This is a genomic window from Lysinibacillus sp. NPDC093216, from assembly GCF_050280325.1.
Lineage (GTDB): Bacteria > Bacillota > Bacilli > Bacillales_A > Planococcaceae > Lysinibacillus.
This window is the reverse complement of the sequence record NZ_JBNNVB010000021.1, coordinates 88335-102231: the sequence shown is the minus strand read 5'-3', so window position 1 is coordinate 102231 and position 13897 is coordinate 88335. Positions and strand designations below refer to the sequence as shown.

12 protein-coding genes are annotated in these 13897 nt (G+C 37.9%); 11 read left to right on the top strand and 1 reads right to left on the bottom strand.

The features are described from left to right. The first annotated feature begins 291 nt into the window (after positions 1 to 291). From ACQKOG_RS19915 to ACQKOG_RS19895, 5 genes are all read left to right on the top strand, one after another. Positions 292 to 507: a hypothetical protein gene (locus ACQKOG_RS19915; protein ID WP_370076594.1), complete on the top strand. Its 216-nt coding sequence runs from the start codon at positions 292 to 294 to the stop codon at positions 505 to 507. A 336-nt stretch (positions 508 to 843) separates the two neighbouring features. Beyond that, a complete protein-coding gene (locus tag ACQKOG_RS19910) occupies positions 844 to 1347 on the top strand; it encodes a GrpB family protein (RefSeq protein WP_370076592.1) in 504 nt (167 codons plus the stop codon). A gap of 110 nt (positions 1348 to 1457) precedes the next feature. After that, positions 1458 to 4646, top strand: coding sequence for a BTAD domain-containing putative transcriptional regulator (locus ACQKOG_RS19905; RefSeq protein ID WP_370076590.1), 3189 nt, complete (start codon positions 1458 to 1460; stop codon positions 4644 to 4646). Positions 4647 to 4891: 245 nt separating this feature from the next. Further along, positions 4892 to 5710: an alpha/beta fold hydrolase gene (locus ACQKOG_RS19900; RefSeq protein WP_370076588.1), complete on the top strand. Its 819-nt coding sequence runs from the start codon at positions 4892 to 4894 to the stop codon at positions 5708 to 5710. A 119-nt stretch (positions 5711 to 5829) separates the two neighbouring features. Further along, positions 5830 to 6729 (top strand): LysR substrate-binding domain-containing protein, encoded by a 900-nt coding sequence (locus ACQKOG_RS19895; protein ID WP_370076680.1) that lies wholly within the window; start codon positions 5830 to 5832, stop codon positions 6727 to 6729. A gap of 36 nt (positions 6730 to 6765) precedes the next feature. On the opposite strand, the gene ACQKOG_RS19890 is transcribed toward ACQKOG_RS19895, so the two are convergent. Further along, positions 6766 to 7755 carry an aldo/keto reductase family protein gene (locus ACQKOG_RS19890; protein WP_370076586.1) on the bottom strand — a complete coding sequence of 330 codons (990 nt, stop codon included), beginning with the start codon at positions 7753 to 7755 and terminating at the stop codon, positions 6766 to 6768. Between the two features lie 443 nt (positions 7756 to 8198). Here ACQKOG_RS19890 and ACQKOG_RS19885 point away from each other — a divergent pair, with 443 nt between their 5' ends. From ACQKOG_RS19885 to ACQKOG_RS19860, 6 genes are all read left to right on the top strand, one after another. After that, a complete protein-coding gene (locus ACQKOG_RS19885; protein ID WP_427448100.1) occupies positions 8199 to 9440 on the top strand; it encodes a substrate-binding domain-containing protein in 1242 nt (413 codons plus the stop codon). Between the two features lie 90 nt (positions 9441 to 9530). Then, on the top strand, positions 9531 to 10307 hold the full coding sequence (locus ACQKOG_RS19880) for an ABC transporter ATP-binding protein (RefSeq protein ID WP_427448099.1): 777 nt from the start codon (positions 9531 to 9533) through the stop codon (positions 10305 to 10307). Further along, a complete protein-coding gene (locus tag ACQKOG_RS19875; protein ID WP_402874435.1) occupies positions 10282 to 10989 on the top strand; it encodes an ABC transporter ATP-binding protein in 708 nt (235 codons plus the stop codon). Before ACQKOG_RS19880 ends, ACQKOG_RS19875 begins: the two co-directional genes overlap by 26 nt. Positions 10990 to 11004: 15 nt before the next feature. Further along, positions 11005 to 11877: a branched-chain amino acid ABC transporter permease gene (locus tag ACQKOG_RS19870; RefSeq protein ID WP_370076578.1), complete on the top strand. Its 873-nt coding sequence runs from the start codon at positions 11005 to 11007 to the stop codon at positions 11875 to 11877. A 2-nt stretch (positions 11878 to 11879) separates the two neighbouring features. Further along, on the top strand, positions 11880 to 12893 hold the full coding sequence (locus ACQKOG_RS19865) for a branched-chain amino acid ABC transporter permease (protein ID WP_415730669.1): 1014 nt from the start codon (positions 11880 to 11882) through the stop codon (positions 12891 to 12893). After that, complete coding sequence (locus ACQKOG_RS19860; protein ID WP_427448096.1) at positions 12890 to 13894, top strand: 3-oxoacyl-ACP synthase; 1005 nt, start codon at positions 12890 to 12892, stop codon at positions 13892 to 13894. The genes ACQKOG_RS19865 and ACQKOG_RS19860 overlap by 4 nt, the downstream gene beginning before the upstream one ends. The last annotated feature ends 3 nt before the right edge of the window (positions 13895 to 13897 follow it).

The following is a 13897-nucleotide window of genomic DNA, read 5'->3' as shown; positions in this document are numbered from 1 at the left end:
CACATATTGTTTTACCGATAGCATGAATTAGGCTATCGAACCTTATACAATATCCAATTTTCAATGAACGAGCGTGTTTTATAGACTTTTACTAGCCTATAGATGAAGTATAACACCTTTTCAGACAATTAAGGTAGCAATAGTTACCTCTTGTCTGACCTCACTTTCATCCCATGGCTAAAAACGGGCTACACCTGCATAGGCTTTCTCGTTCGGAAAATCTGTAAGAGAGATCTATCCATTACTAATAAACTAGGTAAAATAAATTATACAGTAGCAGAAATTACTGAAATGATAGAGAGCTATAAAGAAAAATTTAACACTCTCAAAAATAAACCAGAGGTTGATGCCTTGATGTCTCAAATACAAAAGCAATATTTGAAGTTTGCGACAAAAGGAATCTCTCCATATGACAAAGACGATGAAGCTGCTAAGGGCTTTATCCAAGATAAATCAGAAAAAACCTTTATTCATATTGCAGATTATTGGAAAAGATTATTGGAATAGGATGAAACTATTTTTCGATATTGATAAAAATACTTAGGTAGAGAAGGATTACCTTTTTATAAAAACAAAACATAAATTTTCTGGTTCAGAATCCATTTTGATCATTTTTCAAAATGGATTCTTTTAACATTGAGGAGATAAATGGTCTAAGCGCTTGCGAATAATCTAGATGAAATATTTCATATTGGCGATAAGGTAAAAGTGGGCTATGATGGTAAAATAAAGGATAAAGTACCAATTGGAATTGCTACACTTACTATAGAATTAATTTAGGAATATCTACTAAAGTAGTTGTACCAATCTAACGTTGCTACTTTGTAATTGGGGGAGTTTTATATGGAAAAAGTAAATTTTTTCAAAAGTGAACTATTTCATGAAAATGCTGAGAAAACTTTTTTGATACACAAAAATAAAATTACAGATATAATACCGAAGGCTGATATCCAGCATGTCGGTAGTTCAGCAATTCCTAATAGCATTACTAAGGGTGATTTAGACATCCAAGTACGTGTTAGTGCTGAACAATTTTCGAAAGCAGTAGAGCTTCTATCTAATTTATATGAAAGAAATGATGAAAGTGTCAAAACAGATACATTTAGGGCATTTAAAGATGATACAACTAATCCTCCTTTAGGAGTTCAATTAACTGTAATTGATTCTGAGTTTGATTTCTTTTGGAAATTTAGAGAAGTTTTATTGGCAAATAATAAATATCGAGATGCATATGATAAATTGAAGAAAGAATACGAAGCCAAATCGATGGATGCCTATAGGGAAGCTAAAGATATCTTTTTCCAAAGACTCATGGAAACTCCTGAGTTTAAGAAATATGATAAGTAATTTTTGAATGGAACAACTCTACGTATGGTGATTGGCCTATAATTTAAAAGATTTTAAGCTTTGAAGACTTTTAACCTTACATAACCAGTTGAATGGGGAGGTTATCACATATGACTACAGACATTATTATTCAATCTAAGTGTATTCCACCGAGTCCTTCCAATCATTGTATTAGTAGAGCTTTATTAATGAGAACATTAAAAAAAAGCCTAGACCATACTTGTACACTTATTCATAGTGGAGCAGGGTATGGCAAAACAACAATCCTTACACAATTTCTACATGCACAATCAAGCAAATTTTCCTGGTATAGTGTGTCGGAGGAAGATGATAATATATTGCCGTTTTTAAGACATTTATTTTATAGTATCACACGTATTGTTCCGAGCTTCGGTCAAGAATTTGATGCATGGAATCAATTATCCCGTTTTCCGAAAATAGAGGAACTAAATCGTTGGTTTAAGCTGTTTGTCAACAGTTTATGTGAAATCGAAGGGCCGATTCTAATTGTTATTGACGACTACCATCTTGTTGATCATGAATTTCATATTAATTATGTGATGGAAAAAATAATTGAGTTTTCACCACCGAATGTTCATTTTATTATCGCCTCTAGAACGTTGCCGAATTGGGATATTACGAGAAGATTAAAGCTACAAAAGAAATTACTCGTTATTGCAGAAGGAGAATTAGCATTTTCTTCAGAGGAAATCGCTGTTTTTTTCGAGGATTATGTAGCAGTGCATTTAACAGATGAAGAAATATCTAAGGTTTTAGAAATTACAGAGGGCTGGGCAATTAGTATTTCTTTATTAGCTGAGCAATGGAACAATGAATCGTTAGCGCATTGGCTAAATATTTCTACAAATGATCTTTTCACCTATTTATCGGAGGAAGTTTATCTTAAGATGTCAGCATTCGAGCAAGAGGCTATACTAAAACTGGCGATTTTTCCCACATTTTCTGAGGAGTTTATCACACAATTTTATAGTTCGGAAATAGCAGAGGCGTTAAAACTGTTTATACAGCGACATTTATTTATTCAACCGATCACAACGGATGGTTTATATCGTTTTCATGCATTGTTCATTCGTTTTTTAGAGCTAAAATGGCGACAAAATGCTTCGCAATATATTGCATTACATAAACAAGCAGCATTGTATTATGTAAAAGAGAAAAATATACAAGCTGTTCTTCATCATGCATTTAAAACGAATGATCAGGATTTTAGTGGTGAGTTATTACAAAATCATGCCGAAAGTCTAGTCCGTGCAGGGCAATTTGAGTGGCTATTAGAAAAAATAAATCGATTTACAGCTGATGAAAAATCGGAATATTACAAATTATATTATTTTGAAGGTGAGTGCCACCGTTATCGTGCTTATTATGAAAGAGCGAAGCAGTCCTATGAACATTGTGCAAACATCGCAAAAAATAAGAATGATTATCTCTTTATGACGAAAGCCCAAGCAGGTTTAGCACATATTTATCTCGATACAATCCAGCCGGCATTGGCAGAGCCGCATTTAAAAAGAGCGTTAGAGTTAGCGGATCATACGCCGTTAAACGAAGAGGAACTTCTCGAATTGCAACGTCAGTATGCAGAAAATTTGGTGAATTTAGGGAAGGCGAAAGGCGCACAAATTTTTATAGGTGAGGTTGCTTTGACAGAGGATGTGCTACAAAGAGCAAATGTTGATGTTCGCATATTGTTAAGAACAGGGCAGCTACTAGAAGCAAAGGAATTGCTGACGCAGAGATTGGAATTACCACCACAGCTTGTCGCGACACATAGAGAGAGTGAGCTATTGGCATCATTTGTCTATGCGTTATTAGGGCTAGGGAAGGATGCTTGGTATGCCGCTCAGCATGGGATTCGTAGGGGATTACGTGAAAAATCGGTTTTTATTGAGGCTGTTGGCTATATTCGCAAAGCACATGCATTACTATTAATAGATTTTCCTGATTATCAAGGAGCCTGCAATGCTTATGAAAAAGCCCTTACATTGTTGAATACCATTAATATTTCTCGCGTAAAGGCCGAGCCGTACATGGGACTTGCAATTGTCAAACATGCGCAAGGAGATATTATCTCTGCTAAAAAATATGTAGCGCTCGGATTACGGGAAACGGAGCAAGTACAAGATGCATGGATGACCGCTCTTATATTAACCGCTGAGGTTAAAATTATTATTTCTCAACAGGAATTTGAACGGGCGAGGCAATTATTAATGAAGGCACAGCGATTATTCCAGGACTGTGGCGATCACAATGGAGAGATGCATGTACTTTTCTTTCAATCTGTCATTGCCTTTAAAGAAAATAATCCTCAACAATTCAATCATTATTTTCAGCAGTTTGCACAGCTATGTATTACAAATGGTTATGACTACTTTTTACAAAGGAAAACCATCCTCGGTCCACCGAATAGGATGATTTTTTATGAGCTTTTACAATTTAGTAGAAAGTGTGATGGGGAAAATGCTGCTATTTTAGCGATGCGTAGCTTTTTTCAAGTAGAGGATAATATTGTTTATCCGCATGAGGAAATACAGATGAACTTTTTAGGCAGTCTACATTTAATAAGAAAGCATCGAAAGCTTGAGGATAAAGAATGGCAACGTGATAAATCGAAGGAGCTCTTCGTCTATTTATATTGTCATCGCAACCGATTTACGCCAAAGGAAGAGATTGCACAGGCATTATGGCCAGAGCGAAATGTTGAATCGCTAGATCGAGATTTTAAAGTTGTATTGAATACGTTATTAAAAGTGCTTGAGCCAAGTAGAAACGCGCGTCAGGAAAGCTTTTTCATTCAGCGTAAAAATAATATGTACCAATTGCAGCAAATTCAATTTCTACAAATCGATGCCGAACGCTTTCTCTATTTTTATGAATTAGGGATGGAGGAGTTCGATCCACAATTGTCAAACGAATGGCTGCAGCTTGCTGAAACGAGCTATACGGATGTACTTTATGCTGAAAAAAAGCAGTTAGATTGGCTCATACAGGATCGAGAAAAGCTAGATTCAATGTATATTGAAGTACTGGAAAAATTAGCACAAAATGCGACGCGGCAACAAAATTATAAGCAAGCTATTTTTTATGCAGAAAGAATAATTCGTGAGGATCCTTTATGGGAAGAAGGCTATCGGTTGTTGATGTATAGTTACTATCAACTACAAAATCGTTCACTTGCATTAAAATGGTATGAAAAATGTGTGCAGCAATTAAAAAGTGAACTAAATACAACACCGATGGAATCGACGATGGTTGTTTATGATTTAATAATGGGCTAGTATATATTGGATAGTTGGTTATTTTGGGGATATTATCGTAACATGGGGTTGATTTCCGTTCCCACTGGCTGGGAGCGTCCGATGACCCGGGTTCGCAGTAGGGTATCATCAATGACGCTAATCTCGAAGGAGTCACCCAGTCTCCACTCCAATCAACCGGCACCTACAAGAAAAAGCCATAACAACTTTTGATGAACATTTATGTATTTTAATCAATAATTTTTATAATATTTGGAGGAACTACTATGTCATTTTGTAAGGTAAGTAAGGCGAATATTTACTATGAAATAATTGGGACCGGAACACCAATCGTTATGCTCCATGGATATTCGCCAGACCATCAACTAATGAAGGGATGTATGGAGCCTGTTTTTGCAGAAAGGGAGGGCTGGAAACGAATTTATATTGATCTTCCAGGAATGGGCAAGACGACAGACTACGAAAAGATCAATAACTCAGATGAAATGCTCGAGGCTGTTATAGAACTAATTCACTCATTAATACCAAATGAACGTTATTTATTAGTAGGAGAATCTTATGGTGGATATTTAGTCCGTGGAATTATGAGAGAGTATCATGAACAAATTTTAGGGGCTGCGTTTATTTGTCCGTTGATTATTCCAGATAAACAAAGTCGAACTGTGCCAGAACAAAGTGTTGTCTCGGCGGATAAAGACTTTTTATCGACACTAACGAAACAGGAGCTAGAAGATTTTAGCTCGCATCTAGTTGTTTTAGATGAATATAATTGTCAGCGTTACACAAATGAAGTGTTTGCAGGTATAGAAAAAGCAGATGTGGCATTTTTAGAAAAAATCCAAAAAAACTATAGTTTTTCTTTTCCTGTAGATGAGATTTCATTTGCTAAACCTTGCTTATTTTTGCTAGGTAAACAGGATTCCATGGTTGGCTATAAGGACGCTTTTGCTATTTTAGATAAATTCCCAAGAGCAGCCTTCACCATTTTAGATAAGGCTGGGCATAACTTGCAAATTGAACAAGCAAATTTGTTTACGAATCTTATGAGTGAATGGTTGGAGCGGGCAGTGGAAATTAACGATTGAAATACATTTTTAAAAAGACAAAATGAAATCCATTGATCGATTGAAGAATTCACAAGACACCAATGAGTTCAATATTAAAAGAAGTCCTGAATCGAATTTAGTAGAAGGGATAGTTGCAAATAGATATTAGGAAAATGCGATATTTCATAATGGTGGCAGAAGAATTGAATTTTAGTCGTGCAGCAGAACGTCTGAGGATGGCGCAACCTCCTTTAAGCCAAGAAATTCGTAAATTAGAAGTAGAATTGGGAGTTCAACTTTTTAATCGAACGAAAAGAACGGTTGAACTTACGGATGCTGGGAAGATATTTTTAGAAGGATCTCAACAAACACTGCTTCAGTTAGAAAGAACCATAAAAGAAACACAACTCGCAGCTGAAGGGAAAATAGGGAGCTTAATTATTGGTTTTGTCGATTCCACAGAAATTGTTATAGAAGTTCTTAATAAATTTCGAGAACGCTTTCCTAAAATCCATCTTATTTTACGTGAAATGACAACGGAGCAGCAATTAAAAGCGCTTTATGAGAAACAAATTCATATTGGATTTATTCGTTCTAAACAAAACAACGGAATTCTCTCTTCTGAAGTTTGTTCGGAAGAATCTTTAAAATTGGTTTTACAACAAGATCATCCTTTCGCCTTATTGCCCGATATACCACTCCGATTGTTAATTGATGAACCATTTATTTTGTTTCCGCGTCATATGGGTCCCAATTTTTATGATTTAATTATTAGCTACTTTTGGGATCATGGTGTAAGTTTAAATGTTGTCCAAGAAGCTATTCAAATGCAAACGATTGTTAATTTAGTGGCAACCGGAATGGGAGTTTCTGTCGTTCCATCGTCGGTGGAAAGCTATAAACATCCTGGGGTTATCTATAAAAAAATCCAAGAGACGACACCAAAAGTAAATTTATATGTTAGTTGGAGAGAAGATGAAAAATCTGCAGTAGTTAATCATTTCTTAACAGTTGTTAGAGAGATGTATTCGATTTTAAAATTTGATCACCAAAAATAAAACCCCATCCTAAAGGGGATGGGTAATAAAATATTATTAACCTGTTTTACTCGGGTCGTACTCAACGAAACCTTCTAATACTTTGTCAATCTGATTCATAATTTCAATGTCTAGTTTGATACCTGAAGCGAGCGCATTCTCTCTTACCTGTTCTGGGCTCGAGGCACCGATAATTGCTGAGGAAACGTTCTGGTTTTGTAGTACCCAAGCTACTGCGAGTTGAGCGAGGGTAAGATCAATCTCTTGTGCGATGGGTTTAAGCTTCTGAATAGCAGTGAGCACATTGTCGTTCATCCAACGTTGTGCAAGTTTATTAAAGAATGGTTTGCCAGCCGGAGAATTAGCACGTGATTGGGCTGGTACCGGTTTTTGGGGTAGATATTTTCCAGTGAGAACACCTTGTGCTAAAGGCGACCATACTACTTGCCCAAGTCCCTCACGTTGACAGGTTGGTATAATATCGCTTTCGATAACTCTCCACAACATTGAATACTGGGGTTGGCTTGCGATGAACGGAATTTTCAATTCCCGTGAAAGTGCTGCACCACGGGTGATTTGTTCTGCTGTCCACTCACTTACACCAATATAAAGCACTTTACCTTGTCTTACAAGATCTGCGAAAGCTAACATCGTTTCTTCAAGTGGAGTAGTTGGGTCATACCTGTGTGCATAATAGACATCTATATAGTCTGTTTGTAACCGACGCAAAGATGCATGACAATTTTCTAGAATATGTTTTCGTGATAAACCTTTATCGTTTTGCCCATTCCCAGTCGGATGGCACACCTTTGTACATAGTTCAATGCTCTCCCGGCGAATACCTTGTAAAGACCTGCCGAGTATTTCTTCAGCTTTAGTTTCTGAATAAACATCAGCAGTATCGAATGTAGTTATACCGACATCTAGTGCTGCTTTAACACACTCTTTTGCAGTATCCTCATCTACTTTACCCCCATGATTTATCCAGTTTCCGTATGCTATCTTGCTTATTGTCAATCCGCTATTGCCAAGTTTACTAAACTCCATTCTAGACCCTCCCTTTAAAAGTGCTATCTTCATTATAAAAACCAGATTTCAATATGGATAATATATTATTACTAATGAATTAATATGAATTTTATATAATAAAACTGTTTTGCTGTTGTTGCAGAAAAAGTGGCAGCTTACACTGTATTTTCTAAAATGTTCCGATAAATCGATGAAACATTCCGATAAAACCTGAAATTGTTCCGATAAAACACGAATTTATTCCGATAAATCTCTCATCCCCGGAAAAAAACTTTCACCCACCTAAAAAGGGAGCTCATTTAAAGATTTTTGTCGCTGTCGTTGCACTTCGCTGCAGAGATAGTTGGCTCAATAAACTGACCCAACTATCTTGTAACTAATTTGTAACTGATGTTTTATATAGTGTTTACATAGCAACGAAAACGCTTTCTATTTTAGTTCATGATGAAAGGGGTTTTGGGATGAAGAAGCATTGGTTAATTATGCTTTTATTGATGCTGACAATGTTAATGGTGGCATGTAATTCAGAGGGGTCGAAGGATAGTTCAAGTGGGGGTAAGGCTTCGGAGGATGATACAAAAGGTACAGCTGAGGAAGGGGGCACTATTAAAATCGGTATGCTTGCGTCATTGACGGGTGCCCTTGAGTCGTATGGGAAACAAACACAGCATGGATTTGAATTAGGAATTGATTATGCTACAGGCGGTACGATGGAGGTTAACGGTAAGAAAATAGAAATTGTCTATGAAGATACAGAAACAAAGCCTGAGGTTGCAGTACAAAAAGCGACAAAGCTATTAGAAGATGACAAGGTTGATTTTTTAGTTGGTTCCTCTAGCTCAGGTGATACGCTCGCTGTACTACCACTTGCGGAAGAATATCAAAAAATTATGGTGGTGGAGCCTGCAGTAGCGGATAGCATTACGGGCTCAGAATTTAATAAATATATTTTCCGTACAGGTCGAAATTCTTCTCAGGATGCTTATGCTGCAGCGGCGGCGATTGCGGGAAAAGGTGTTAAAATCGCAACGTTTGCACCGGATTATTCTTTTGGCTGGGACGGGGTAAAGGCATTTAAGACAGCTGCAGAAAAGCTAGGCGCAGAAATTGTTTTAGAGGAATATGCAGATCCAGCAGCAACTGATTTTACGTCTAATTTGCAAAAAGTAATTGCTGCAAAACCAGATTATTTATTTGTCGTATGGGCTGGAGCAAACTCGCCGTGGAATCAAATTGCAGATTTAAAAATTCAAGAAAAGGGCATTAAAATTTCAACGGGTGCCCCAGATATTATTGCATTAAAACTTATGAATCCATTAATTGGTATGGAAGGGTTCTCTGTTTATTATCATACGTTACCACAAAATGATGTCAATAAATGGTTAGTGGAGGAACATCAAAAACGCTTTAATGAAGTTCCGGATTTATTTACGCCAGGAGGCATGTCTGCAGCCATCTCTATTGTTGATGCGCTGAAAAAATCAAATGGCGATACAGATGCGGAAAAACTTATCGGCATTATGGAGGGAATGTCATTTGAAACACCAAAAGGAACGATGACTTTCCGAAAAGAAGATCATCAAGCATTACAGTCGATGTATTCGATCCGTTTAGAAAAACAAGATGGTGTAGATTATCCAGTACCAGTGCTAATTCGTGAGCTTAGCCCTGAAGAAACGGCACCTCCAATCAAGAATAAGTGAAATTACGAGACAGATATTTTCTGTCTCTCTTCACCCACTTTCAAATGAGAATGGGTGAAGAGAGATAGAAGTACTAGAAAGGAGAATACGATGGAACCTATTTTACGAACAGAAAACTTAACTATTCGTTTTGGCGGACACAAAGCTGTCGACCAGGTGAATTTTAATATGCCGGAAAAGCATTTGAAATCAATTATTGGACCTAATGGAGCTGGAAAAACAACCTTCTTTAATTTGCTTAGTGGAGAGTTAAAGCCGACTGCCGGGGATGTCTATTTTAAAGGACAGTCACTTGCGAAAAAATCAGCAATTGAAAGAACACGAATGGGTCTCGGGCGTTCTTTTCAAATTACGAATGTTTTTCCGAATTTGACTGTTCTAGAAAATGTCCGTTTGGCTGTGCAATCCAAGGAGAAAGTTCGTTACCAATTATTTCGCCATTACAAAAGCTATAAGGCGATTACCGAAAAAGCGGAGGAGCTATTAACACTTGTCTTGCTTGACAATAAAAGAGATGCTCTAACGACAATGCTGTCCCATGGGGAAAAGAGAAAGCTTGAGATTGCTATGCTGTTAGCACTTGATACGGAAATCCTTTTACTTGATGAACCAACGGCAGGCATGTCCTTAGAGGAGGTGCCAACGATTTTAGAGGTGATTCGCACCATTAAAAATCAAGGTGATAAAACCATTCTGCTTATTGAGCACAAAATGGATATGATTCTAGATTTGTCGGACTCGATTATGGTGCTATTTAACGGCCAGCTTCTTGCGGATGGAACTCCAGGGGACATCATGAAAAACGAAACCGTACAAAATGCATATTTAGGAGGTCTGTACGATGAACACCTTACTGAAATTAAATGATGTCCACACATATATCGGCCAATACCATATTTTGCAAGGAGTCAATTTTGAGGCCATGGAGGGGCAAGTAAGTGTACTGCTTGGTAGAAATGGAGCGGGTAAAACGACCACTTTAAAAACGATTATGGGGTTAACACCTGCCTCAAAGGGCGAGGTGGAATTTCGCTCACATTCTATTAAAAAAAGCCCTACCTATAAAGTTGCAAAATTAGGAATAGGTTATGTACCTGAAAACCAAGGGGTTTTTGCAGATTTAACCGTTGAGGAAAATATGAAAGTGGCCATGCGTAAAGAAGATACGGCTACTTTCGAGCGACAAAATTATGTGCTGGAGCTGTTTCCTGATCTGAAGAAATTTTGGAAGAAGGCTGGCGGACATCTTTCAGGTGGTCAAAAACAAATGCTGTCCATGGCAAGGGCATTTATCAATGATAGTAAGTTAATGTTGATTGATGAGCCATCTAAAGGACTGGCGCCCATAGTGGTAGAGAAAGTAATGGAGGCCATCGTTGAAATGAAAAAGCAAACGTCCATCATTCTTGTTGAGCAGAACTTTCTGATGGCGAGCCGAATTGGTGATACGTATACATTGATTGATGATGGCAGAACAGTTCACTCGGGTAACATGCAGGATCTTATCCATCATGAAGAATTAAAAAGAAAATATCTTGGAATCGGATAAAGGTGGTGTACTTTATTGGAGCTATTCGTCAATTTAGTCATTAATGGCCTGGCAACTGGCATGTTAATTTTTTTACTAGCGGCAGGTCTGACGTTGATTTTTGGACTAATGGATGTTTTGAACTTTGCTCATGGTGGTTTATTCGTTTGGGGGGCTTATGCTGGGATCTTTACGTATATGTTCACAGAGAGCTTTCTAATTGGCATTGTAGGTGCCGTCGTAACAGGGGCTTTATTAGGACTCATTACTGAAAAATTAATTATCACACCTGTGTATGGCAATCATATTCAGCAAATTTTAATTACATTAGGGCTGATGCTTGTGCTACAGGAGTTGATTAAAGTTGTTTTTGGTCCAAATGGTGTGGCAGTGAAAACACCGAGCTACTTAGCAGGCAGCTGGGAAATTGGAGACGTTATTATTATAAAATATCGATTATTTATTATTGTTGTAGGTTTTATCATTTTCGCTATTTTTCAATACATGCTTAAGAAAACGAAGATTGGGCTTATCGTTCGGGCGGGTGTACAGGATAAAGAAATGGCACAGGCACTTGGCATTCATATAAAGCGAGTATTTTTATATGTCTTTATGGTTGGTGCGGCATTAGCAGCACTTAGCGGCATGTTGATGGCTCCGTATTCAGGTGTCATCTATGCGGAAATGGGCATGGAGTATGCAATCTTAGGTTTTATCGTTGTTGTAATCGGAGGAATGGGTAGTTTTTCGGGCTCACTATTGGCAGCTATATTAGTCGGTTTAGCAGGTAGCTTTATGGCTTATTACGTGCCAGTGCTATCGCTTGCGGTCAATATGATTTTAATGGCCATTGTTTTAATTTTCCGTCCACAAGGTTTATTTACTATGAGAAAGGAGAGATCAACATGAAGATGAGGCTTTCAATGCAGCATGTATGCTTTTTCCTCGTGTTAGCTATTTTCGTGCTTCTCCCTTTCGTTAATGATTCAAGGACGCTCATCATTTTATTAACGCAAATTTTTATTTTCGGTATTTTAGCGATGAGTTATGACATTCTCCTTGGCTATACAGGTATTGTATCGTTCGGTCATGCGATGTTTTTTGGTTTAGGTGCCTACACAACGGCTGTCATGCTGAAACAAATGGAGCCAACACTTTCAACATTTTTATTATCAATCTTAGTCGGCATGGTGCTAGCAGGGTGCATCAGCTTCTTAGTAGGATTACTTACACTTCGATTAAAAAGTCATTTCTTTGCGATGCTGACATTATCATTTTCGGGGCTATTTTTAGTAGTAGCAGAAAAATGGCGTTCTGTTACATACGGAAATGATGGTTTTACGTTTAGAGCACCCGAAATGTTTAGAGATCGAATGACGTTTTATTTCTTCGTGCTAGCATGCTTAGTCGTTATTTTTATTGTGCTATATCGTTTCGTTAACTCGCCAACTGGTCGAATATTAATTGCTGTTCGGGAAAATGAACAACGAACAAAATCATTAGGCTATAACACCTTGCACTATAAAGTAATTGCATCAATTGTGGCAGGAACCGTTGCAAGCTTAGCAGGTTCCTTATATGCTGTGTCACTACGATTTGTCAATACGAGTGTGATGACAATGGACATTACGCTAGATGCATTATTAATGACAATTATAGGTGGTGTTGGCACATTAGTTGGACCATTACTAGGATCGGCTGTTATTGAATATGCACAACATGCACTTTCAGGGTTAGCTCGTGATTATCCAATATTTGAACGTTGGATTATCTTCTTTGGAATTCTTTATATTTTAGCTGTTATCTTTTTCCCAAAAGGAATTATTGGATCACTGCGCCTGATGTTTTGGAAATGGCGCTTAAAGCACAAGGAAAAAGGCCAAACATCGGTTGCCCCGTCGCAGGAAAAGGAGCGATTTGAATGACTGTATGCATTGTAAGTACGGGAATCTATATTCCACAAACGAAAATGACATCTAAAGAAATTGCGAGGCTTTCCAATATTCCAGAGGATATTATTCGACAAAAAATGGGCATCTATGAAAAGCCTATTCCTGGTGAGCGCGATCATACGGTTCAAATGGGGATATGGGCAGCACAGGATGCAATACGCAAGGCTCATATCGACCCGAAGGACATTGATGTTGTGATTTATATGGGAGAGGAGCATAAGGAGTATCCCTTGTGGACTGCCTCTATAAAAATGCAGGAGGAGCTAGGGGCCGTAAATGCTTGGGCATTCGATGTGCAATTAAGATGTGGCACGACCATTATGGCGCTAAAACTAGCGAAAAGCTTAATGGCGTCGGATGATTCCATTCAGACTATCCTCCTAGCTGGTGGCTATCGAAATGTTGATTTTATCGATTATAGCAATCCTCGCACACGCTTTATGTACAATTTAGCAGCTGGTGGTGGCGCTATCCTTTTACAAAAAGACTATGACAAGAATCATTTATTAGAGGCAGATATTATGACGGATGGTTCGTTCTCAGAGGATGTAGTCGTGCCTGTTGGTGGTACAAAAAAACCTTTGACGCCTGATGATTTAGAAAATAATTTGTACCAGCTCGATGTGATCGATCCAATAGGGATGAGGGAGCGCTTAGAGCAAAAATCTTTAAGCAATTTTTTGAAGGTAATTCGAACATCCTTGGCGAAAAGTGGATTAACTGAGGGGGATATTAGTTATTTAGCGATGCTTCACATGAAAAAATCTGCTCATGACTATATTTTATCTGAACTAGGCTTACAGCAGGAGCAATCCATATACTTACGAGAGTATGGTCATATCGGACAGATTGACCAAATATTATCATTGCAGCTGGCGTTAGATGAAGGCCGTATCCACGATGGAGACATCGTCACACTTGTTAGTGCAGGGATTGGCTATGTATGGGGAGCTATTACGATTCGATGGGGATAAGGG

Excerpts from the sequence above, each read along its gene's own strand:
- ACQKOG_RS19905 (WP_370076590.1), top strand. The coding sequence starts at position 1,458 with ATGACTACAGACATTATTATTCAATCTAAGTGTATTCCACCGAGTCCT.
- ACQKOG_RS19910 (WP_370076592.1), top strand. The coding sequence starts at position 844 with ATGGAAAAAGTAAATTTTTTCAAAAGTGAACTATTTCATGAAAATGCT.
- ACQKOG_RS19890 (WP_370076586.1), bottom strand. The coding sequence starts at position 7,755 with ATGGAGTTTAGTAAACTTGGCAATAGCGGATTGACAATAAGCAAGATA.
- ACQKOG_RS19860 (WP_427448096.1), top strand. The coding sequence starts at position 12,890 with ATGACTGTATGCATTGTAAGTACGGGAATCTATATTCCACAAACGAAA.
- ACQKOG_RS19875 (WP_402874435.1), top strand. The coding sequence starts at position 10,282 with ATGAACACCTTACTGAAATTAAATGATGTCCACACATATATCGGCCAA.
- ACQKOG_RS19865 (WP_415730669.1), top strand. The coding sequence starts at position 11,880 with ATGAGGCTTTCAATGCAGCATGTATGCTTTTTCCTCGTGTTAGCTATT.
- ACQKOG_RS19915 (WP_370076594.1), top strand. The coding sequence starts at position 292 with ATGATAGAGAGCTATAAAGAAAAATTTAACACTCTCAAAAATAAACCA.
- ACQKOG_RS19880 (WP_427448099.1), top strand. The coding sequence starts at position 9,531 with ATGGAACCTATTTTACGAACAGAAAACTTAACTATTCGTTTTGGCGGA.
- ACQKOG_RS19900 (WP_370076588.1), top strand. The coding sequence starts at position 4,892 with ATGTCATTTTGTAAGGTAAGTAAGGCGAATATTTACTATGAAATAATT.
- ACQKOG_RS19885 (WP_427448100.1), top strand. The coding sequence starts at position 8,199 with ATGAAGAAGCATTGGTTAATTATGCTTTTATTGATGCTGACAATGTTA.